This is a genomic window from Azospirillum aestuarii (assembly GCF_016632405.1).
In the GTDB taxonomy this organism is placed as follows: Bacteria; Pseudomonadota; Alphaproteobacteria; order Azospirillales; family Azospirillaceae; genus Azospirillum; species Azospirillum aestuarii.
The window spans coordinates 146,468-165,891 of record NZ_JAEPIV010000005.1; the positions used below are offsets into that span (position 1 = coordinate 146,468).

The window sequence follows — 19,424 nt, forward strand, 5'->3', positions numbered from 1 at the left end:
GGGTGCCCGCTGGGACGAGACGGCGGCGCCCCTACCCCGCCTTGCGCTCCAGCACCAGCGTGCCCAGCGGCGGCAGGGTCAGGCAGATGGAATGCGGACGGCCATGCCATTCCGTCTCCTCGCTCGCCACGCCGCCGGCGTTGCCGACGCCGCTGCCGCCGTATTCCGGGGCGTCGGTGTTCAGCACCTCCTCGTACCGCCCCGGCAGGGTCACGCCGACGCGGTAGCCATCGCGCGGCAGCGGCGTGAAGTTGCACACCACGACCACATGGTGCTCCGGGTCCTCCCCGCTCTTGCGCAGGAAGGCGAGGATGGAGTTGTCGCTGTCGTTGGCCTCGATCCATTCGAAGCCAGCCGGATCGCAATCGGTCTGGTGCAGCGGCTTCAGACCGCGGTACATCCGGTTCAGGTCGCGCACCAGCGCGTGAAGCCCCTGGTGCAGCGGCTCCTCCAGCAGGTGCCAATCCAGGCTGCGCGCCTCGCTCCACTCGCGCCACTGGCCGAACTCGCCGCCCATGAACAGCAGCTTCTTGCCGGGATGGGCGAACATGAAGCCGTAATAGGCGCGCAGGTTGGCGAATTTCTGCCAGTCGTCGCCCGGCATCTTGTTGATCAGCGAGCCCTTGCCGTGCACCACCTCGTCGTGGCTGAGCGGCAGCACGAAGTTTTCCGAGAACTGGTAGATCAGGCCGAAGGTGAGCTGGTGGTGGTGGTAACGGCGGTGGATGGGATCCTTCGCCATGTACTCCAGCGTGTCGTGCATCCAGCCCATGTTCCACTTGTAGCCGAAGCCCAACCCGCCGAGATAGACGGGCCGCGACACCGCCGGCCAAGCCGTGGATTCCTCGGCCACCGTCATGATCCCCTGATGATGGCCGTAGGTCAGCTCGTTCATCCGCTTCAGGAAGGCGATGGATTCCAGGTTCTCGCGCCCGCCGAAGCGGTTGGGGACCCACTCGCCGGCCTTGCGGCTGTAGTCGAGGTAGAGCATGGAGGCCACGGCATCGACCCGCAGCCCGTCCAGCCGGTAATGCTCCAGCCAGAACAGCGCGTTGCCCAGCAGGAAGTTCTGCACCTCCGTCCGGCCGAAATTGTAGATCAGCGTGTTCCAGTCCTGATGATAGCCCTGGCGCGGATCGGAATGCTCGTACAGGTGCGTGCCGTCGAACCAGCCCAGCCCGTGCGGGTCGGTCGGGAAGTGGCCGGGCACCCAGTCGAGCAGCACCCCGATCCCCGCCGCGTGACAGGCGTCCACGAAATGCTTGAAGTCCTCCGGCGTGCCATGACGGCTGGTCGGCGCGTACATGCCGATCGGCTGGTAACCCCAGGAGCCGTCGAAGGGATGCTCGGTGATCGGCAGCAGCTCGATGTGGGTGAAGCCGAGATCCTTCACATAGGGCACCAGCCGTTCGGCCAGTTCGCGGTAGGTCAGGAAGCGGTCGCCCTCCTCCGGCACCCGCGCCCAGGACCCGAGATGGACCTCGTAGATGGAGATCGGCGCGGTCAGGTCGGCGCTGGCGGAGCGGGTCTGCTGCCACTCGGCGTCCTGCCAGTCGTAGGACGGCAGACCGTGCACCACGGAGGCGGTCTGGGGACGGAACTCGGCCTGGAAGGCGTAGGGATCGGACTTCAGCGGCAGCAGATCGCCGCCCGCCCCCTTGATCTCGAACTTGTAGCGCTGGCCGACGGTGGCGTGGGGCACGAAGATTTCCCACACGCCGGCTTCCATCCGCTTGCGCATCGGCAGGCGCCGCCCGTCCCAGTCGCAGAAGTCGCCGACCACGCTGACCCGCCGCGCGTTGGGCGCCCAGACGGCGAAGGCAACGCCGGCCACTCCGTCGATCTCCCGCGGGTGGGCGCCCAGCCGCTCGAAGCTCTTGAGGTGCGTGCCCTCGGCGAGCAGATGGATGTCCAGCTCGCCCAGGACGGACCAGAAGCGGTAGGCATCCTCGAACTCCACCGTGGCCAGCGGGAACTGGACGCGCAGGCGGTAGCGGAAGCGCTCCTTGCGGTCGCGCAGGACGGCGACGAAGAAGCCCTCGTCGTGGACCTTGTCCGCCTCGCCCGCCGGATCGCCGGACGCGCTGTCGACCACCCACAGCTTTTCCGCGCCGGGGATGAAGGCGCGGACCTCGACGGGCTGATCCTTTCCGGTCTGGTGCATGCCCAGGATCGCGAAGGGATCGCCGTGGTCGGCGCGGACGATGGCCTCGATGCCGCCGCTCAACGGCGACACGGCCTTCGGCGACGCTTCCTGCGCCTTGGCACGGTTTCCCGTTCGGATGTCGTTCGGCATCGGCTGACTTTCCCCTTACCCTTGCTCGTTCCTGGGGTGTGAACATAGCGCCGGGGCGTTTGTCACACCACGCCCGCGGCGTCCTATGTCGCCCATTGGGTTTCGCCTCAGGATTCGCCGTCCAGAAGCCCCAGCACGCCCTTCACCGGAATGCCGATCCAGTTCGGCCGGTTGGCAGCCTCGTAGGCGATTTCGTAGAGCGCCTTCTCCATCAGGAACAGCGCCAGCAGGCGGCGGTCGGCGGCGGTTCCGTCCGGCACGTCCGGGCAGGCCGCCATGGCGGCGCGGTAGGCCTCCAGGAAGCTCTGCACGCTGCGCCGCTCCCAATCGAGCGCCGCCTCCATCACCGCGCCGGCTTCCTCCAGCGCGCCCGTCTCGTCGATCCGGAACAGCGCCGCCCAGGTGGCGTAGTTGAAGGAGCGCAGCATCCCCGCCACGTCGCGCAGCGGGCTGTGCTTGGCCCGGCGCTCCTCCAGCGACTTCGCCGGCTCGCCCTCGAAATCGATGATGTACCAGTCGTTCTGGGCGCGCAGCACCTGCCCCAGGTGATAGTCGCCGTGGATGCGCGTCTTGTCGCCCTGCGGCGGCGTGTCGGCCAGCTCGGCCAGCCGGTTCATCACGTCGGTGCGGCGGGCCAGCAGGGACTCCGCCTGTTCCCGCACGGCGGGGGCCAGACGGTCCAGCGCGCCGGGCAGCGCGGCGAAGGCGGCCTCGGCCTGACGGCGGGCGGCCTCGCCCCAGCCCTTCAGGTCGTCGGCGGTGACCGGTTCCGGATCGAAGGCGGCATCGCCGGTCCGCTTCGCCAGCGCGCAGTGGAGTTCCGCCGTGCGCTGGCCGAGCGTCGCCATCATGGCGGCGTGCATGCCGAAGGGTTCGCCCTCGGTCGGCTCCTCCGGGTCGTGGGACAGGCCGAGACGGATGTCGTCCAGGTCGCGCACCAGCGAATCGACGGTGCTGCTCCAGCCGTCGCCCTGATTGCGAACGAAGCCCTGGAGAACGAACAAAGCGGTCGGCGTGCCGTCCTCCGCCACATGCTCGACGGAGCCGAGCAGCGGCGGCGTGTTCTGGAAGCCCGCCACCTCGGTCAGGAAGCGTCCGACCTCCAGCTCCGGATGGGCGCCGGGGGTCAGGCGGCGGAACGCCTTCAGCACGGCCTGGCTGCCGACCAGGATGGAGCTGTTGCTCTGCTCCACACCCAGGCGGCGGATCTCCGTCTCGTCGTCCACCACGAGGTCGGCCATGCAGGCCGTGGGCGAGAAGCGCAGATGCCCATGCGACGCCGGAATCTCCCGCCCCTCGCGCAGAGCGGTCAGCAGGCTGCGGGTGAAGGCGTCGGCCTGCATGGCGTCGTAGATGGCGCCAGTGCGCGGGCCGCGCCGGGCCTTGGCCAGCGTGAAGGGGAGCAGCGGCCAGCCGGTGTTGCCGGCGTTCTCCTCCCAGCTCATGGCGAGCGGCAGGAAGTAGGACTGCGTGCCGCCACCGGAAAGCTCGACGTCGGTGTGGAGCAGCATGAAGCCGTCGCCCGGCCCGTTCAGCCGCGCGGACACCGGGACATGCGCGCGCTCGATCCGGCGGTCCTTGGCGGCGAACCAGCGTTGCTGCGGCAGATAGGCCTGCAGGATGTCGCGCGCCAGTTCCGCCTCCGCGCGCCCGCTGATCAGGCTTTTCCAGCCGTCGCGCATGACGATGGTCAGCAGGTCGGGTACCGGCTCCGGCATCGTCTCGTGCCAGGACGGCAGCGCCGCCTCGGCGGCCAGGGCGAACCAGTAGAAGCCGTAGGCGGGGATGGTCAGCAGGTAGGGCAGATCGCCGACCGGCGGGAAGACCGTGCGGCCCAGCATCTCCACCGGCACGCGGCCGCGGAACTGTTTCAGGTCCAGCTCCACCGCCTGGGCGGAACGGGACAGGTTGGCCACGCAGAGGATGACCTCGTCGCCCTCCTCCGTCGAATGGCAGCGCAGATAGGCCAAGACCTTGCGGTTGCCCGGATAGAGAAGCTGGAAGCTGCCGCGCCCGAACGCCTTGTGCTGCTGGCGCACGGCGATCAGCCGCTTCATCCAGTTGAGGAGTGACGACGGGCTGCGCTGCTGCGCCTCGACATTGATGGCCTGGAAGCCGTAGATGGGGTCCTGGATCGCCGGGAGATACAGCCGCGCCGGGTCGGCGCGGGAGAAGCCGCCGTTGCGGTCGGGCGACCACTGCATCGGCGTGCGCACGCCGTCGCGGTCGCCGAGATAGATGTTGTCGCCCATGCCGATCTCGTCGCCGTAGTAGAGCACCGGCGTGCCCGGCATGGACAGCAGCAGGCTCTTCAGCAACTCGATCTTGCGGCGGTCGTTCTGGAGCAGCGGGGCGAGGCGCCGCCGGATGCCCAGGTTGATGCGCATGCGCCGGTCGGCGGCGTAGAAGTCCCAAAGATAGTCCCGCTCCCGGTCGGTGACCATCTCCAGCGTCAGCTCGTCATGGTTGCGCAGGAAGATGGCCCACTGGCACTCGTCCGGGATGTCCGGCGTCTGGCGCATGATGTCGGCGATGGGGTGCCGGTCCTCCATGGCGACGGCCATGTAGATGCGCGGCATCAGCGGGAAGTGGAAGGCCATGTGGCATTCGTCGCCGCCCTTCTCCAGGTCGCCGAAATAGGGCAGCACGTCCTCCGGCCACTGGTTCGCCTCGGCCAGCAGCATGCGGTCGCCGTAGCCCTTGTCGATCTCCGTGCGGATGGCCTTCAAGACGTCGTGGGTCTCCGGCAGGTTCTCGTTGTTGGTGCCCTCGCGCTCCTTCAGGTAGGGCACGGCGTCGAGCCGCAGCCCGTCCACCCCCATGTCCAGCCAGAAGCGCATCACGTTCAGCACCTCCTGAAGAACCTTTGGGTTGTCGAAGTTCAGGTCGGGCTGGTGCGAGTAGAAGCGGTGCCAAAAATAGGCCTGCGCCTCGGAATCCCAGGTCCAGTTGGACTTTTCCGTGTCGCAGAAGATGATGCGGGTGCCCTGGTACTTCTGGTCGGTGTCGGACCAGACGTAGAAATTGCGGTGGTTCGATCCCGGCTTGGCCTGACGGGCGCGCTGGAACCACGGGTGCTGGTCGGAGGTGTGGTTGATGACCAGCTCGGTGATGACGCGCAGGCCGCGGTCATGGCATTCGCGCAGGAACCGCTTGAAGTCCTGGAGATTGCCGTAGGACGGGTTGACCGCCTTGTAATCGGCGATGTCGTAGCCGTCGTCGCGCAGCGGCGAGGGGTAGAAGGGCAACAGCCACAGCGTGGTGACGCCAAGCTCCTGGATGTAGTCGAGCTTCTGCGTCAGGCCGGCGATGTCGCCGATGCCGTCGTTGTCGGCGTCGAAGAACGCCTTCACATGAAGCTGATAGATGACCGCGTCCTTGTACCAGAGCGTGTCGTTCCGATCGATCCGGCCATTGTCCGAGTTCTTCATACCGCCCCGTCGCTCCGCTGGTCTGGTGGAGCGGGGTCGCCGGACGGGCGGGGAATCCCGCGCCCATCCGGCAGCCGCGCCACATCATAAACCAGTTAGAGTTGGGTCCGTTCCACGGCAAAGGCAACGTTGGACGTGAAACCTGCGATGGCGGACCCGCGTCGCGGGCGGTGCCGGCGTCAGGCGTCGGCCAGCGTCGCGACGGTCAGCGGCTGGGTTTCCGTGCTGCTCCGGACGTCCACCGAGACGCCGCCGTTGACGTAGCCCGTCACCGTCTGGCGCAGCGCGTAGACCGTCTTGCCGAGTTCGGCGCTCATCGCCGGATCGTAGGTCGAACCGGGCACCGGCTGGGTGTAGTAGAAGACCGCCGGCGTGCTGTAGGAGGTCGGCGGGATTTCGGCCATCAGGATCGTCATCGTCGAGCTGTAGCGGCAGTCGGCCGGGATCTCGACCATCTGGCTGACCGACAGATCGTAGTAATTGGTGACCGAGGTCTCCTTCGTGCCCGTGTAGGTGTAGGACATGGAGAAGGTGCAACCGACCTCGACCTCGCCGGTCAGACCGATCCCGTAGGTGAAGCGCACCTCCTGGACATAACCGATCGTGTGGGAATCGGTGACCGACAGCGTCAGGGACTGTGATTTCCCGCTGGTCACCGACACCGTGTCGGTGATCGTCGCCGCCCCCTCGTTGGTGCCGGAGATGGAACTGCTGATGCTGCTCGACGGGCTGGTGGGGACCGGCGAGGTGATCGTGAAGGGATCGACCTCCGAATGGGCCGGAGGCAGCAGATCCCATCGCCACGAGGCCTCCTTGTCGACGAAGGAATAGCTGCGCAGGTCCGGAATGCCGTCCATGCTCAGCCAGCCGGCGACGGACAGGGTTTCTCCTTCGGCCTGGCCGCCGTCGTACAGCGCCACCTGCTGGGCGGTCAGCCCGCCGAAATAGATCGACGCCGCCCGGTCGCAGATGTACCAGCCCACCAGCGACAGCACCGAACCCATCGGCCATTCGCACAGGAAGAAGGTGTTGCGGTTGTCGGCATAGTTCAGCCCGTCGAACAGCTGGAAGACGCCGGTGTTCAGATCCACGTTGCGCCAGATGTAGGCGGACAGGCAGTCGTTGGCGCCGAGCTTCTCGACGTCGACCGTTTGCGTCTTCCCGTTGCCGATCAGATCGACGCAACGCCCGCAGCCGTTGAAGCTGTAGGGCTGGCCGGCGGGCGGGGTGGTCTTGTGCTCCAGCAGGGTCAGGACGACCCCCTCCGGCAGGTTGAAGGCGACCCAGGTGGTCCGGTCGTTCAGGTTGGTCCCGGCGAAGGAACTCTGGACGCCTTCGATCGCGCCCGAGGTGGTGATGGTCAGATTGTCGCTGCTCCAGTTCTGATCGGCGTACAGCTTCACCGTGCCCGACGGAAGGCTGGACGGATAGGCCACGGACGTGGACGGCGGAAGCAGGTAAAGTTCAGACATGGCGTTCCCTCGCGGTTGGCAAAACACCCCAACCTCCGCATGGCATTGACGCGAACGCCAACCATGACGATGCAATTCATGAATTCACGAATTGCATTCATTCATATTTATTTAGGAATGGTCGGAGCATTCAAAAAACAATAGCGGTGATAATTTTCATAATAAAACTATTTTATTTGAATGCATTTGCACTCAATCGTTTGCCTTCGAGTTTTCATGCAAACGTGCTTTTCACAGTCCGCATCCTGCCCGCCTCCGGGGCAGGCCATCCGGGATGGAGCGGGCGCGGTTCCGGCGTCCATCGAGGCCGGGGGAAGAGGGCCTCGGGGCCGGTCCGGTGGGCCGGTTCCGCAAACGACGGTCGCCCGAAGGCGGTCAGGAGGAGGCCCGCCTCCGCTTGGCGCCTTGGGACAGGCTGCGGTAGACGTCCTGATCCTCTTCGATGAAATGGGCGATCAGGCGGTGTTCGACCCAGTTGGTCAATTCGTTGGGTGTGCAGAAGACGACCCCGTACGGCCCCTCGAACCGCAGCGCCAGCAGCTCTTCGGTGATCTGCCGGTGCAGCCGCTTGTGCTGTTCCACGCCACCGCTCCTGGCGTCGGTCCAAAACCGCTCCTCGGCGGTGAAATGCTCATCCGTGTACTTCACCAGGGCGGCGAAGGCGCTTTGGATGATCTTGTAGCCCTGCCCCGCCGCCACCGCCATGTGCAGCAGCCCGGCCAGTTCCAGAAGCGTCCGGTGCTGTTCGTCGATGGACTCGTTTCCAACCGTGTATTCGGTCTTCCACGGGAAACTGGCGGATGGCTGCATGGGGGCCTGCCGGCGAACGGCCGTGCTTGAGGTGCGGAGAACGCCGCAAGATAGCATCCGGACCCGCCGGCCGGAGTCGGACAACTTGCCGCAAATCGAATCAGCGCCCGGCGCAATGGATTCGATTTGCGGCAAAATTTATTCAATGCCTCCGGATCAGCCTTTCACCGGCTTGGTCATATAGGTCATGCCGCCACCGTAGGAGGCGAGCTTGGCCGCCAGACCGGCCCTACCGTCTTGCGGCCCACCGTCACGAGGCACAAACCCCTGCGCGTCCCAGAAGGCCCGCGCGCCGGGGGTTGACGTCAGGGCCAGCCAGCGGAAGCCCTGCCGCACCGCCAGCGCGTCCATGCGCTCCAGCGCCGCGACACCCAGCCCCAGCCCCCGCGCCGCGGGCAGCAGGGCGACGTCGTGCAGATAGAGGCAATCCGGCGCCTCCGGCAGCGTGCCGAGCGGCGAATCGAGCGGCGGCGGAACGCCCAACCGCCCCGGATGCATGACGATGTAGCCGATGCCGAGCCCATCCGCCTCCGCCATGGCGCAGCCCTCCGGGTAGAGGGCCAGACGCTCGGCGAAGACGGCGCGGTCTTCCGGGTAATCGGGGTGCACGATCTCGGCGATGGCCATCACACGGTCCAGGTCCGTCGCTTCCATGGCGCGCCACCCCCCGTTCATCCGCATTCTCCCATCCTTCCCGCCCTTTCCAGCCTTCCAGCCCAGCATCCGGGCGCGCTATGGTGGCCGTTCGCACACCAGCCGACCGGAGGACCACCCATGACCGACACCGCCGCGGCGAGCCTGCTGCCCAAGGTGCGGACCATCGCCCACGAAGCGGGTCAGGTGATCCTGCGCTTCTACAACGACGGCATCGACGCCGCCACAAAGGTCGACGGCAGTCCGGTCACCCAGGCCGATCTGGCCGCCGAGCACGTCATCACCCCGGCCCTGCACCACATCGCCCCCGGCATCCCGGTGGTGGCGGAGGAGGCCGTGGCCGCCGGGCACCGGCCGGACATTTCCGGCGGACGCTTCTGGCTGGTCGATCCGCTGGACGGTACCAAGGAATTCATCAGCCGCAACGGCGAGTTCACCGTCAACATCGCCCTGATCGAGGGCGGGCGCCCGGTTCTGGGGGTCGTCTACGCGCCGGCCACGGGCGATCTCTACGCCGCCTGCGGAGCGGGCACCGCCGTCCATTGGGTGGAAGGCCGCCATGACTATCCGATCCAGGTCCGCAAGCCGCCTCCCGACGGCCTGACCGTGGTCGCCAGCCGCTCCCACGGCAGCGGCAGCGAACTGGAGAGCTTTCTGGCCGGCTACACGGTGAAGAACCGGGTGACCTGCGGCAGTTCCTTGAAGTTCTGTACGGTGGCTTCCGGCAAGGCCGACCTCTACCCCCGCTTCGGCCCGACCAGCGAATGGGACACCGCCGCCGGCCACGCCATACTCGCCGCCGCCGGCGGGCGGGTGGAGCAGCCCGACGGCTCGCCCTTCCTCTACGGCAAGGCCGACATCCTGAACCCCCATTTCGTTGCGTATGGATGGTGACCACGCTGTGTGATGCGGCCGTCGCGGTTCTGACCACCGCGGCGCCGCTGGAGAAGGTGCGCCTGACGCGGGACTACGCCGCGGCGTGGCGCGACGGACGCATCAGCGAATTCGGCGCGCTGGTCCCGCCGGAGCGCCCCGCCCGTCCGGAGCGCCCGCCGCTGATGCTGCCCCGCGACATGCCCAAGCGCGGGCGCGGCGGCAGCGCGCAGAACCGCGTCGCCCTGCTTCACGCGCTGGCCCACATCGAGCTGAACGCCATCGATCTCGCCTGGGACATCGTGTGCCGCTTCGTCGGCGAGGGGATGCCGAAGGGCTTCACCGACGACTGGGTGCAGGTCGCCGACGACGAGGCCCGGCATTTCCAGATGCTGGAGGAGCGGCTGAACCAGCTCGGGTCCGGCTACGGCGAGCTGCCGGCCCATGACGGGCTGTGGCAGGCAGCGACCACCACCGCCCACGACCTCGCCGCCCGGCTGGCCGTGGTGCCGATGGTGCTGGAGGCGCGCGGGCTCGACGTGACCCCGGAAACCGTCCGCCGCCTGCGCGAGTTCGGCGACGCTGAGAGCGCCGCCCTGCTCCAGATCATCCACGACGAGGAGATCACCCACGTCGCCGCCGGGCGCCGCTGGTTCGGCCATCTCTGCGCCAAGCGCGGCGTGGACCCGGTGGAGACGTGGCAGGATCTGGTGAAGCGGTATTTCCGCGGCGGCCTGAAGAAGCCCTTCAACGTGACCAGCCGCCAAGCCGCCGACTTCGGCCCGGAATTCTACGAGCCGATCGCGGAGTAACGCCCACAGCTTTCGCTCCCCTCTCCCATGGCGGGAGAGGGGTACCTGGCCTACCCCCGCAACAGCTTCGGGTTGGTGATGCCCAGCCGGGCCTGGACGATCTCCTCCAGGCACTCCATAAGCACGTCCTGGCCGTCGTGGTCGAAGTCGCCCGCGGCGATCTCGATGCACAGGCGGTGCTGCAGGGCCTCCACCCGCTGACGCAGGTCAGCGCCGGACAGGCTGTCGTCCGCGTCCTCGCCGTAAAGCAGGGCCAGCGCCGCCAGCACGGCGTGACCCGCCTCGTCCACCCCGGCCAGTTCACGCTGCACGATCCCCAGCGCGTTGGCGATCATCAGCGCCGTGTAGCGCTGGGCCGGCGGGATGTGGGGAAGCAGGTCGGTCCGGAAGGTCTCCGCGACGATGCTCAGCAATTCCTGGGCGTCGGGGCTGGTGCGCATCAGGCGACCCTCTCTTCGCCGGCATCGCCGGACGGTTCGGCCTCCACCGCCGCCGGAGCGGACGCCGTCAGTCCCAGCCCGCGGATGTGGCGCATCAGATCCAGCTCGATCTCCGGCAGCATCCGCCCGGTCAAGGCCAGCTCCAGCGACGGCTCCTCCCCGGAGGTATGGCGGCGCCCCTGGAGGACCGCGATGGCCGCCCAGCGCATGTAGGCCGCGGTTTCCCAATAGGCGACCGCCCGCGGGTCCACCCGGCGGCCCGAGGTTTCCTCGTAACCGGCGTAGAAATCCTCCCGGCCGGCCAGCCCGCCCGCCTCGCGGTCGTGGCGCCCGAACCGCCAGGAGCGGGCGCAGAACCAGCCGAGATCCTCCATGGGGTCGCTGAATCCCGCGAACTCCCAATCCAGGATGGCGGTCAGCCCGCCGTCCTTCACCAGATAGTTCCCGGTGCGGTAGTCGCGGTGGCACAGCACCAGATCGCCCGGCGGTGGCGCGTGGATCTCCAGCCAGCGCAAGCCCCAGGCCAGCACGGCATCCCTCAGCGCCAGATCGCCCAGCCAGTCGCGGTAGGCGTGGACGCAATCCAGCGCCGGAGACGGGTTCGGCACCGGCAGGTCCCCCAGCCCCGGCGTGTCCGGACCGGCCCGATGCAGGCGGCCGAGCTGCCGGCCAAGCTCGCGGGCGAGGCCGCGCTGCGGCTGGTCGGCCTTGACCACCTTGTGCCCGGCCCCGATGCCCTCGGCGCGGCGCATGATGTAGAAGTCGGCGCCGAGAACCGCCGGGTCGCCGCATGCGGCGATGGGTTCGGGTGCGGCCACCCCGGCGCCGAAGGCGGCGCGCAGCACGGCGAACTCCTGCGCCTTGGAGATGCTGGCCTTCATGCCGGACGCCGCCGCCGCGCCGCCGCCGGGCTGGGCGCGCAGCACGCAGGCGTGCCGCCCGGCCTGCGGCCCGCCGTCAATGTCCAGCGTCACCGCGAGGTTGAGCGAGATGGCTCCCCCGCCGAGCGTGCCTTCGTCGGCCACCGACACGCGCGTCGCGCCGGTCGCCCCGGCCAGCCACGATTCCAGCCGCGGCCGGCTTTCCCCGTCGATCAGTGCACCCATCCCGTCACCCCCAGGCCCAGAAGCCGTCACCCTCGTCCATGTAGAACCGCGCCAGGACCATCTTGTGGACCTCCGACGCCCCGTCCACCAGCCGGGCCTGCCGGGCGTAGCGGTACATCCACTCCAGCGCCGTGTCCTTCGAATAGCCCCTGGCCCCGCAGAGCTGGATGGCCGTGTCCACCGCCTTGTGCAGAGTCTCGGCGACATGGACCTTGGCCATCGACACCTCCTTGCGGGCGAAGTCGCCGCGGTCGAGCTGCCACGCCGCCTTCATGACCAGCAGCCGGCCGATCTCGATCTGCATGGCGACGTCGCCCATCATCCACTGCACGCCCTCGTGCCCGGCGAGCGTGGTGCCGAAACTCTCGCGCTCGCGCACATAGGCGGCGGCGATCTCCATGGCCCGCTTCGACAGGCCGGTCCAGCGCATGCAATGGGTCAGCCGCGCCGGGCCGAGGCGGATCTGCGTGGCCTTCAGCCCGTCGCCGATGTTCATCAGGACGTTCTCGTCGGAAACCTCCAGCCCGTCGAAGCGCAGCTCGCAATGGCCGCCATGCTCCTCCGGCCCCATGATCGGGATGCGGCGGACGATCTCCCAGCCGGGTTGGTCCTTGTCGAACAGGAAGGCGGTCAGCCCCTTGCGCTTGTCGTCGGAGGTGCGGGCGATCAGGATGAAATGCTGCGCCTCGCCCGCCCCGGTGATGAACCATTTGTGGCCGGAGATCACCCAGAGGTCGCCCTTCCGCTCCGCCCGCGTCTTCATCATCGAGGGATCGGAGCCGCCACCGGGATGCGGCTCGGTCATCACGAAGGCGGAGCGGACCTTGCCGTCGACGATGGGCTGGAGCCAGCGCTCCTTCTGCCTCTCGGTCGCCACCTTGTTGAGAAGCTGCATGTTGCCGTCGTCGGGGGCGGCGCAGTTGAAGCAGACCGGCCCGAAGATGGAGCGGTTCATCTCCTCGTAGGCCGCGGCCATGCCGACGATGCCCAGCCCCTGCCCGCCGCGCTCCGTCGGCATTTGCGGCGCCCACAGCCCGGCGGCCTTCACCTCCCCGCGCAGGCGCTCCAGCAGGGCGGGCGCGATGTTCTCATGCGCGTCGTAGGAGGCCGGGTCCGCTTCCAGCGGCAGGATGCGCTCCTCCACGAAGGCGCGCACGCGGCGGCGGAACTCCTCGATGTGCGGGGGCAGGCTGAAATCCATCGGTTCGGGTCCTCTCCGTCGTTTCTTCTTGATTACAAGGTGCTGACCAGATGCCCGCCGTCCACCGGCACGACCGCCCCGGTCATGTAGGCCGACGCATCGGAGCAGAGCAGCAGCAGCGGCCCGTCGAGGTCCGCCAGCCGCCCCAGCCGCCGCTGGGGCACCCGCCGGATCAGCGCCTGCCCGGCGTCGGTCGCCAGGAAATCGCGGTTCAGGTCGGTCTCCATGTAGCCAGGGGCCAGCGCGTTGACTCGGATGCCGTAACGCGCCCATTCCAGGGCGAGCGCCTGGGTCATCTGCACCAGCCCGGCCTTCGACGCGGTGTAGGCCACGACATGGCCGGCCACCCGCAGCCCGAGGATCGAGGCGATGTTGACCATCGACCCGCCCCGCCCCCGCTCCCTCATGACACGCGCCGTCTCCTGCGCGGTGAGGAAGGCGCCCTTCAGGTTCGTGTCGATCACGCGGTCCCACTCCTCCTCCGCGTAGTCGAGCGCGGGTTTGGCGACGGTGGCCCCGGCGTTGTTGACGAGGATGTCCAGCCCGCCAAGCGCGCTCGCCGCCTCGCGGACCCCGTTGCGGACGGAGGCGGCGTCGGTGACGTCCATCAGAACGGGGATGGCTTGCCCGCCCGCCACCTCGATCTCGGCAACGGCGGCGTCCAGGCTCTCATGCCGCCTTGCGGCCAGCGCGACGCGGGCGCCCGCCGCGGCCAGCACGCCCGCGAAGTGGCGGCCCAGGCCGGCGGAGGCTCCGGTGACGAGGGCGGTGCGGTTGGTGAGGGAGAGGGTCATGGGGGTCCTGAGTTTATGTTGTTAGGGTTCATTCGTTGGGCTCCCTCCCTAACCCTCCCCCGCTCTCGGCGGACCAAAGGTCCGCCTGCCGCGTCAGCGCAAACCTTCGGTTTGCGCGAGAGCTTCGCAGGGGAGGGAATGGCTCCTCCCCCTGCGAAGCGGGGGAAGGTTGGGAGGGGGGCCCGATGCGACCACTCCCTCACAACCCCCTCGCCTGTTCGCGCAGCACGAACTTCTGGATCTTCCCGGTCGATGTCTTCGGCAAGGCCCCGAACACCACCGTCCGAGGCGCCTTGAAATGGGCGAGGTGGTCGCGGCACCAGCCGATCATCTCGGCCTCCGTCACCCGCCCCTCCGATCCCGGCTTCACCGTGACGAAGGCACAAGGGCTCTCGCCCCATTTCGGGTCGGGACGGGCGACGACGGCAGCCTCCATGACGTGGGGGTGCTTGTAGAGAACCTCCTCCACCTCCAGAGAGGCGATATTCTCGCCGCCGGAGATGATGATGTCCTTGGCGCGGTCCTTGATCTCGACGTAGCGGTCGGGATGCAGCACGGCGAGGTCGCCGGTGTGCAGCCAGCCGTCGCGCAGCGCCTCGTCGGTCGCCGCCGGATTCTTCAGATACCCCTTCATCACCGTGTTGCCGCGCAGCGCCAGTTCGCCCAGCGTCTCGCCGTCGGCGGGCACTTCGCCGCCGGTGTCGGGGTCGAGCACGGTCTGCTCGGACATGGTGACGTTGGGCACGCCCTGGCGGGCCATCTTCACCGCCCGCTCGTCCAATGGCAGGTCCGCCCATGCCTCCTGCCACGCGCAGCCGGTCGAGGGGCCGTAGCATTCCGTCATGCCGTAGAGGTGGGTCAGGCGGAAGCCCATCCGCTCCATCCCCGCGATCACCGCGCTGGGCGGCGCCGCCCCGCCGGTCGCCACCTGCACCGGGCCATGGTCGAAGCCGCGTTTCACCGCGTCCGGCGCGTGGATCAGCATGGTCAGCACGACCGGCGCGCCGCAGAGATGGGTGACCTTCTCCTCCGCGATCAGGCGGAAGATCGCCGCCGGGTCGACGGTGCGCAGGCAGACATGGGTCGCCCCGACCGCCGTCACCGCCCAGGGGTAGGTCCAGCCGTTGCAGTGGAACATGGGCAGCGTCCACAGATAGACGCTGTCGGGCCGCAGCCCGAAGGTGATGACGTTGCCGAGCGCGTTCAGATGGGCGCCGCGGTGATGGTACAGCACGCCCTTGGGGTTGCCGGTGGTGCCGGAGGTGTAGTTGAGCGCGATGGTCTCCCACTCGTCCTCCGGCGTCCGCCAGGGAGCCTCGGGATCGCCGGTCTTGAGGAAATCCTCATACTCCAGATCGCCCACCGGGTCGGCGTCCTGCGCCGCCGGATCGTCGATCCACACCACCCGCGGCGGGGCCGCCATGCGCTCCAGCGCGGCGCGGGCCACCGCGGACAGGCCGCGGTCCACCAGGAACAGCCGGCTTTCGGCGTGCTCCAGGATAAAGGCGACGGCGGGCGGGTCGAGCCGCGTGTTGATGGCGTTCAGCACCGCGCCGGCGCCGGGAATGCCGAAATGCGCCTCCAGCATCGCCGGGGTGTTGAAGGCCAGGACGGACACCACCTCCCCCGGCTGGACGCCGGCCCTGCTCACCGCGGAGGCCAGCGCGCGGGCGCGGCGTTCCACCTCCGCCCAGTTCCGTCGCAGGGGACCGTAGACCACGGCGGTCTTGTCCGGATAGACCATCGCGGAGCGGCGCAGGAAGTCCAGCGGCGTCAGCGGCACATGGTTGGCCGTGCGCCTGGATAGGTCTGCGGACGGAGTGGTGGCGTCCACGCTCGTCTCCTTCCCTGTTCTGCGGTCCCTGTTTTCTGGGCCGGCGCCTTACATCGAACGCCTTGCCGATGATGGTAGTCACGAACCATTGGACAGAACAAGTTTCACCTTTGGTCGGTCCCCTCCCCTATGCCCGCAAGAACGTGGCAGGGACGGGCGAGCGCGTTACCGCCTCTGGCGCTGCGGTTGCAGGCCCTCCGCCCGCTACACTGTCCGGCATCGAGCCGTATGGGGGCGACCATGACGACGGTGCGGATCGCGTTCGACAAGGAACTGGTGCTGTCCGGGCATTTCCTGCTGAAGCATCTAGAGAAGCCGGAACTGCAACGCCTCGCCGCCAGCGCCCGGCTGGCCTATTTCCGGCCCGGCGCGGTCATCTTCCAGAAGGGCGACCCCGGCGACAGCATGATGGCGGTCATCCGCGGGCGGGTGAAGATCTGCTCCCATTCCACCGACGGCAAGGAGCTGGTGCTGAACATCATCAACAAGGGCGGTCTGTTCGGAGAGATCGCCTTGCTCGATGGCGAGCCGCGGACCGCCGACGCCGTGGCGCTGGAGGAGACCGACCTGCTGGTGCTCGACCGCTCGAAGTTCGTGCCGCTGCTGAATGAGCGTCCGGCGGTGGCGCTCCAGCTCATCACCGTCCTGTGCAAGCGGCTGCGCCAGACCAGCGAGCATCTGGAGGACACGCTGTTCCTGGAAGCATCGTCCCGCTTCGCCCGCGCGCTGATGCGGCTGGCCGACGTGTTCGGCAAGCCGGCGCCGGGCGGGTTGAAGCTGGACATCAAGCTGTCGCAGCAGCAGCTTGGTTGCTTGGTGGGCGTGTCGCGGGAGAGCATCAACAAGCTGCTGGGCGAATGGCAGCGCAACGGCGTGATCGCCATGGAGTCCGGGCGGATCACCCTGCTCGACCGCAATGCGCTGGAGGAGATCGCCGAGGCGAATGGGTGAAGTGTCTCGTTGAGCCCCCACCCTAACCCTCCCCCGCTAACGCAGGGGAGGGGACTGCCGCCGCTTCGCAGAGATTTCCCTCCCCTGCGCAGCGGGGGAGGGTCGGGGTGGGGGCCCGATTCAACCACCCCTCAATTTAACTCCCTCAACACCCTCACCCCGTTGTTCAGGTACCGCACGTCGGGATCGTAGAACAGCCGTGCCGTGTCGGTGATATCAGCCAGGCCGCCCCGCCAGGACCCGCCGCGCAGCACGCGCTCCCGGCAGTTGGCCGAGGTCCAGGCGCTGCCGTCCGTCGGCGCGCCCGCGTAGTCCGCGTGCCAGCAGTCGGCGACCCACTCCGCCACGCCGCCGTTCATGTCGTGCAGCCCGAAGGGGTTCGGCTTGTAGCTGCCGACCGAGGCCGGGGTCAGCCGTTCCTGCGCGCCGCCGCAGTCCTTGCAGTTGGCGAGCGTCCCGGTCTGCCCATCCCACCAGTAGCGGCCCGTCGTGCCGCCGCGCGCCGCGTACTCCCATTCCGCTTCGGACGGCAGGCGATAGCGCTGGCCGGTCTTCTGGCTCAGCCACTTCGCGTAGGCCTGGGCTTCCAGCCAGGAGATGTTGTGGATCGGGGTGCTGTCGGTGGGCTTGGTCATGCGCGGCATGCCATCGGTGCAGCCGCCACCCTCCACGCAGGCGCGCCATTCGGCCACCGTCACCTCGTAGGCGCCGAGCGCGAAGGGCTTGGCGATGGTGACCTTGTGCACCGGACGTTCGGAGCGGTCACCCTGGTCGCTGCCCATGGTGAAGCTGCCGGGTGCGATCCGCACCATCACCGGACAGGCCGGGCAGTCCTGGAAGCTGGCCGAACGGCTGTGGTTGCGCACCGCGCTGTTCCCATTGCCGTTCGGGGGCGCCGCGGCCACCTGCTCCGGTGCGGGTGCCGGCTGGGGTGGTGCCGGCGGCGGTGTCGGTGGCGGCGAAGGTGCCGCTTCGACGACCGGGACCGCAGGAGCAGCCGATTGTGCCGGCGGCGGCGGTTGGGTCGATGCGACCTCCGGCGGCTTGGCGGCGGGGGTGAGCGCGCCCAGCTTCTCCCGCGCCGGCTTGGCGTAGGTGCCGTTGCCGAACAGCCGCAGGAAGGCTTCGAAGTCGGCGGGCTCGCGGCTTCCCTTGACCATCTGCCACAGCGATTCCTCCAGCGCCGGTGCCGCCGGGGCGACGCCCGGCGGAGCAATCTCCAGCGCCACCGTGCCGGTGGCCTTGCCGCCCTTGCCGTCTTCCACCTGATAGGTGAAGGCGCCCGCCGCACCCGCCCGCTCCTGCTCCGGGTCGAAGGTCAGCCGGGTCAGCCCCTCGGCCGGCAGGCGGTCGCCGGGGCGGATCAGGGTGGCGCCGTCGCGCACCTTGCCGCGGTCGGGCACGGCGGTGACGGTGACGGTCAGCGGGTCACCGTCGGGGTCCACCGGCGCCTCTATGGCCAAGCGGTTCGGCAGGGCGCGGACGGTGCGCGCGCCGGCCACCACCGGTTCACGGTTGCTGGGCTTGATGGTGATCGCCACGCCGCCCCGCACCACGCCGCCGCGCCCGTCCATGATTGCGAAGTCGAAGCGCCCGGCGTCCCCCACCACCGTCGCGTCCGGCTTGAAGCTGGTGGCGGCGAGCTGCTCCACCGTCAGGTAATCGCCGATCAGCACGATGCGGTCGCCGATGCGCACGCTGCCGCCGCGCGGCAGGCCGGAGATCTGGGCGAAGAGCTGGTCGTCGTCCGGATCGGTCGGACGCCCGATGCGCAGCGGCTCGGCGTCGGCGCGGTCGAACAATTCCAGCGGACGGATCTCGCCGAGCACCGGCGGTCGGTTGGGCGGGCGCGGGTTGAAGTAGAAGGGCGCCGCCCCCAGCGAGCCGAAGATGTAGGGCTCCTGCCGCCCGTTGGTCGCCTGCCGCACGGTGTCGCGCACGTTGCGGAAGAACAGGCTCAGTTCCAACCCAGGCGTCTGGAGATGCTGGAGCAGCGCGTCGGTGTAGGGGCTATGATCGCCCTGCCCGTCCTCGGCCAGCTGGTCGGCGCGGGTGGCCATGGCGACCAGCGTGTCGCTGGGCGTGTCGTCGACGCGGGCGAAGCCGTAATTGACCTGGATGCGGTTCTGTCCGGCCTGCTTCAGCCGGTCCACAAAGGGGTTGTTGCGGCAGGAATCGAGCATCAGGATGCCCAGCTTGCGCGCCTGCGACAGCTCGCCCATCATCAGATTCAGCGGCATCGCCTCGTAGACGAGGTCGCGCTCGCGCTCCAGCTTGGCGTCCGCCGGGACGATGTAGTTGTTGCCGCCCACCTGGATGCCGTGCCCGGCGTAGAAGATCACCGCCACGTCGGCCTGCGAGGCGCGGATGCCGAAGTCGCGCAGCGCCCGCTCGAAGCCGCGGTTGTCCATGTCGAACTTCTCGTCCACGTCGAACTGCAGCGTGCGCAGGGCCTCTGCGATGGCCTTGGCGTCGTTCACCGGGTTCTGGAGTTCGGGGGCGAATTCGTACTTGCCGATGCCGACGACCAGCGCGATGCGCTTTTCCGGGGACTGGGCGGCCTGGGGCGAAGAAGACTGGGCGGCCGCGCCCGGTGCCCAGCCGAGAAGGCCCACCAACAGCAGGACGAGGCCGAGCGACCAGAGGTCCCTGCCCAAACGACGTTGCGTCAAGGGTCCGTCGAACATCGGCCGGCTCCATCAGACAATCCCCTCTCCCCAGAGGGGAGAGGGTTGAACGGCGACGCTCTC

General features: G+C 68.4%; 14 protein-coding genes. 3 read left to right on the forward strand and 11 right to left on the reverse strand.

The features are described 5' to 3' along the window. Nucleotides 1-31 precede the first annotated feature (31 nt). The 5 genes from glgB to JJL56_RS13135 all read right to left on the reverse strand — a co-directional run bounded on the left by glgB (nt 32) and on the right by JJL56_RS13135 (nt 8,663). Nucleotides 32-2,296 (reverse strand): 1,4-alpha-glucan branching protein GlgB, encoded by a 2,265-nt coding sequence (glgB, locus tag JJL56_RS13115; protein ID WP_247891064.1) that lies wholly within the window; start codon nt 2,294-2,296, stop codon nt 32-34. Between the two features lie 107 nt (nt 2,297-2,403). Beyond that, nucleotides 2,404-5,727, reverse strand: coding sequence for a maltose alpha-D-glucosyltransferase (gene treS / locus JJL56_RS13120; RefSeq protein ID WP_200485350.1), 3,324 nt, complete (start codon nt 5,725-5,727; stop codon nt 2,404-2,406). A gap of 179 nt (nt 5,728-5,906) precedes the next feature. Then, nucleotides 5,907-7,199, reverse strand: coding sequence for a hypothetical protein (locus JJL56_RS13125; RefSeq protein WP_200485351.1), 1,293 nt, complete (start codon nt 7,197-7,199; stop codon nt 5,907-5,909). A gap of 375 nt (nt 7,200-7,574) precedes the next feature. Then, nucleotides 7,575-8,009 carry a bacteriohemerythrin gene (locus tag JJL56_RS13130; RefSeq protein ID WP_186452933.1) on the reverse strand — a complete coding sequence of 145 codons (435 nt, stop codon included), beginning with the start codon at nt 8,007-8,009 and terminating at the stop codon, nt 7,575-7,577. A 156-nt stretch (nt 8,010-8,165) separates the two neighbouring features. Then, nucleotides 8,166-8,663 carry a GNAT family N-acetyltransferase gene (locus tag JJL56_RS13135; protein ID WP_247890309.1) on the reverse strand — a complete coding sequence of 166 codons (498 nt, stop codon included), beginning with the start codon at nt 8,661-8,663 and terminating at the stop codon, nt 8,166-8,168. A 120-nt stretch (nt 8,664-8,783) separates the two neighbouring features. Between JJL56_RS13135 and cysQ the strand changes: the two genes are divergently transcribed. Further along, on the forward strand, nt 8,784-9,557 hold the full coding sequence (cysQ, locus tag JJL56_RS13140; RefSeq protein WP_145626042.1) for a 3'(2'),5'-bisphosphate nucleotidase CysQ: 774 nt from the start codon (nt 8,784-8,786) through the stop codon (nt 9,555-9,557). Beyond that, complete coding sequence (locus tag JJL56_RS13145) at nt 9,551-10,348, forward strand: ferritin-like domain-containing protein (RefSeq protein WP_145626043.1); 798 nt, start codon at nt 9,551-9,553, stop codon at nt 10,346-10,348. Before cysQ ends, JJL56_RS13145 begins: the two co-directional genes overlap by 7 nt. A 50-nt stretch (nt 10,349-10,398) precedes the next feature. On the opposite strand, the gene JJL56_RS13150 is transcribed toward JJL56_RS13145, so the two are convergent. From JJL56_RS13150 to JJL56_RS13170, 5 genes are all read right to left on the reverse strand, one after another. Beyond that, nucleotides 10,399-10,788 carry a DUF6285 domain-containing protein gene (locus tag JJL56_RS13150; protein ID WP_200485353.1) on the reverse strand — a complete coding sequence of 130 codons (390 nt, stop codon included), beginning with the start codon at nt 10,786-10,788 and terminating at the stop codon, nt 10,399-10,401. Then, nucleotides 10,788-11,894 carry a phosphotransferase family protein gene (locus tag JJL56_RS13155; protein ID WP_200485354.1) on the reverse strand — a complete coding sequence of 369 codons (1,107 nt, stop codon included), beginning with the start codon at nt 11,892-11,894 and terminating at the stop codon, nt 10,788-10,790. Before JJL56_RS13155 ends, JJL56_RS13150 begins: the two co-directional genes overlap by 1 nt. 4 nt (nt 11,895-11,898) lie before the next feature. Further along, nucleotides 11,899-13,095: an acyl-CoA dehydrogenase family protein gene (locus JJL56_RS13160; protein ID WP_200485355.1), complete on the reverse strand. Its 1,197-nt coding sequence runs from the start codon at nt 13,093-13,095 to the stop codon at nt 11,899-11,901. 32 nt (nt 13,096-13,127) lie between these two features. Further along, on the reverse strand, nt 13,128-13,889 hold the full coding sequence (locus tag JJL56_RS13165) for an SDR family NAD(P)-dependent oxidoreductase (protein WP_200485356.1): 762 nt from the start codon (nt 13,887-13,889) through the stop codon (nt 13,128-13,130). Nucleotides 13,890-14,088: 199 nt separating this feature from the next. Next, nucleotides 14,089-15,723 carry a long-chain-fatty-acid--CoA ligase gene (locus tag JJL56_RS13170; protein ID WP_200485357.1) on the reverse strand — a complete coding sequence of 545 codons (1,635 nt, stop codon included), beginning with the start codon at nt 15,721-15,723 and terminating at the stop codon, nt 14,089-14,091. A 240-nt stretch (nt 15,724-15,963) separates the two neighbouring features. Here JJL56_RS13170 and JJL56_RS13175 point away from each other — a divergent pair, with 240 nt between their 5' ends. Further along, nucleotides 15,964-16,674, forward strand: coding sequence for a Crp/Fnr family transcriptional regulator (locus tag JJL56_RS13175; protein ID WP_186452934.1), 711 nt, complete (start codon nt 15,964-15,966; stop codon nt 16,672-16,674). A 131-nt stretch (nt 16,675-16,805) separates the two neighbouring features. On the opposite strand, the gene JJL56_RS13180 is transcribed toward JJL56_RS13175, so the two are convergent. Further along, nucleotides 16,806-19,361 (reverse strand): SUMF1/EgtB/PvdO family nonheme iron enzyme, encoded by a 2,556-nt coding sequence (locus JJL56_RS13180; protein WP_200485358.1) that lies wholly within the window; start codon nt 19,359-19,361, stop codon nt 16,806-16,808. Nucleotides 19,362-19,424: the final 63 nt, after the last annotated feature.

Coding starts and splice junctions, on each gene's coding strand:
- JJL56_RS13155 (WP_200485354.1), bottom strand. CDS start 11,894: ATGGGTGCACTGATCGACGGGGAAAGCCGGCCGCGGCTGGAATCGTGG.
- JJL56_RS13160 (WP_200485355.1), bottom strand. CDS start 13,095: ATGGATTTCAGCCTGCCCCCGCACATCGAGGAGTTCCGCCGCCGCGTG.
- cysQ (WP_145626042.1), top strand. CDS start 8,784: ATGACCGACACCGCCGCGGCGAGCCTGCTGCCCAAGGTGCGGACCATC.
- treS (WP_200485350.1), bottom strand. CDS start 5,727: ATGAAGAACTCGGACAATGGCCGGATCGATCGGAACGACACGCTCTGG.
- JJL56_RS13135 (WP_247890309.1), bottom strand. CDS start 8,663: ATGGAAGCGACGGACCTGGACCGTGTGATGGCCATCGCCGAGATCGTG.
- JJL56_RS13130 (WP_186452933.1), bottom strand. CDS start 8,009: ATGCAGCCATCCGCCAGTTTCCCGTGGAAGACCGAATACACGGTTGGA.
- JJL56_RS13150 (WP_200485353.1), bottom strand. CDS start 10,788: ATGCGCACCAGCCCCGACGCCCAGGAATTGCTGAGCATCGTCGCGGAG.
- JJL56_RS13165 (WP_200485356.1), bottom strand. CDS start 13,889: ATGACCCTCTCCCTCACCAACCGCACCGCCCTCGTCACCGGAGCCTCC.
- JJL56_RS13175 (WP_186452934.1), top strand. CDS start 15,964: ATGACGACGGTGCGGATCGCGTTCGACAAGGAACTGGTGCTGTCCGGG.
- JJL56_RS13180 (WP_200485358.1), bottom strand. CDS start 19,361: ATGTTCGACGGACCCTTGACGCAACGTCGTTTGGGCAGGGACCTCTGG.
- JJL56_RS13125 (WP_200485351.1), bottom strand. CDS start 7,199: ATGTCTGAACTTTACCTGCTTCCGCCGTCCACGTCCGTGGCCTATCCG.
- glgB (WP_247891064.1), bottom strand. CDS start 2,296: ATGCCGAACGACATCCGAACGGGAAACCGTGCCAAGGCGCAGGAAGCG.
- JJL56_RS13145 (WP_145626043.1), top strand. CDS start 9,551: ATGGTGACCACGCTGTGTGATGCGGCCGTCGCGGTTCTGACCACCGCG.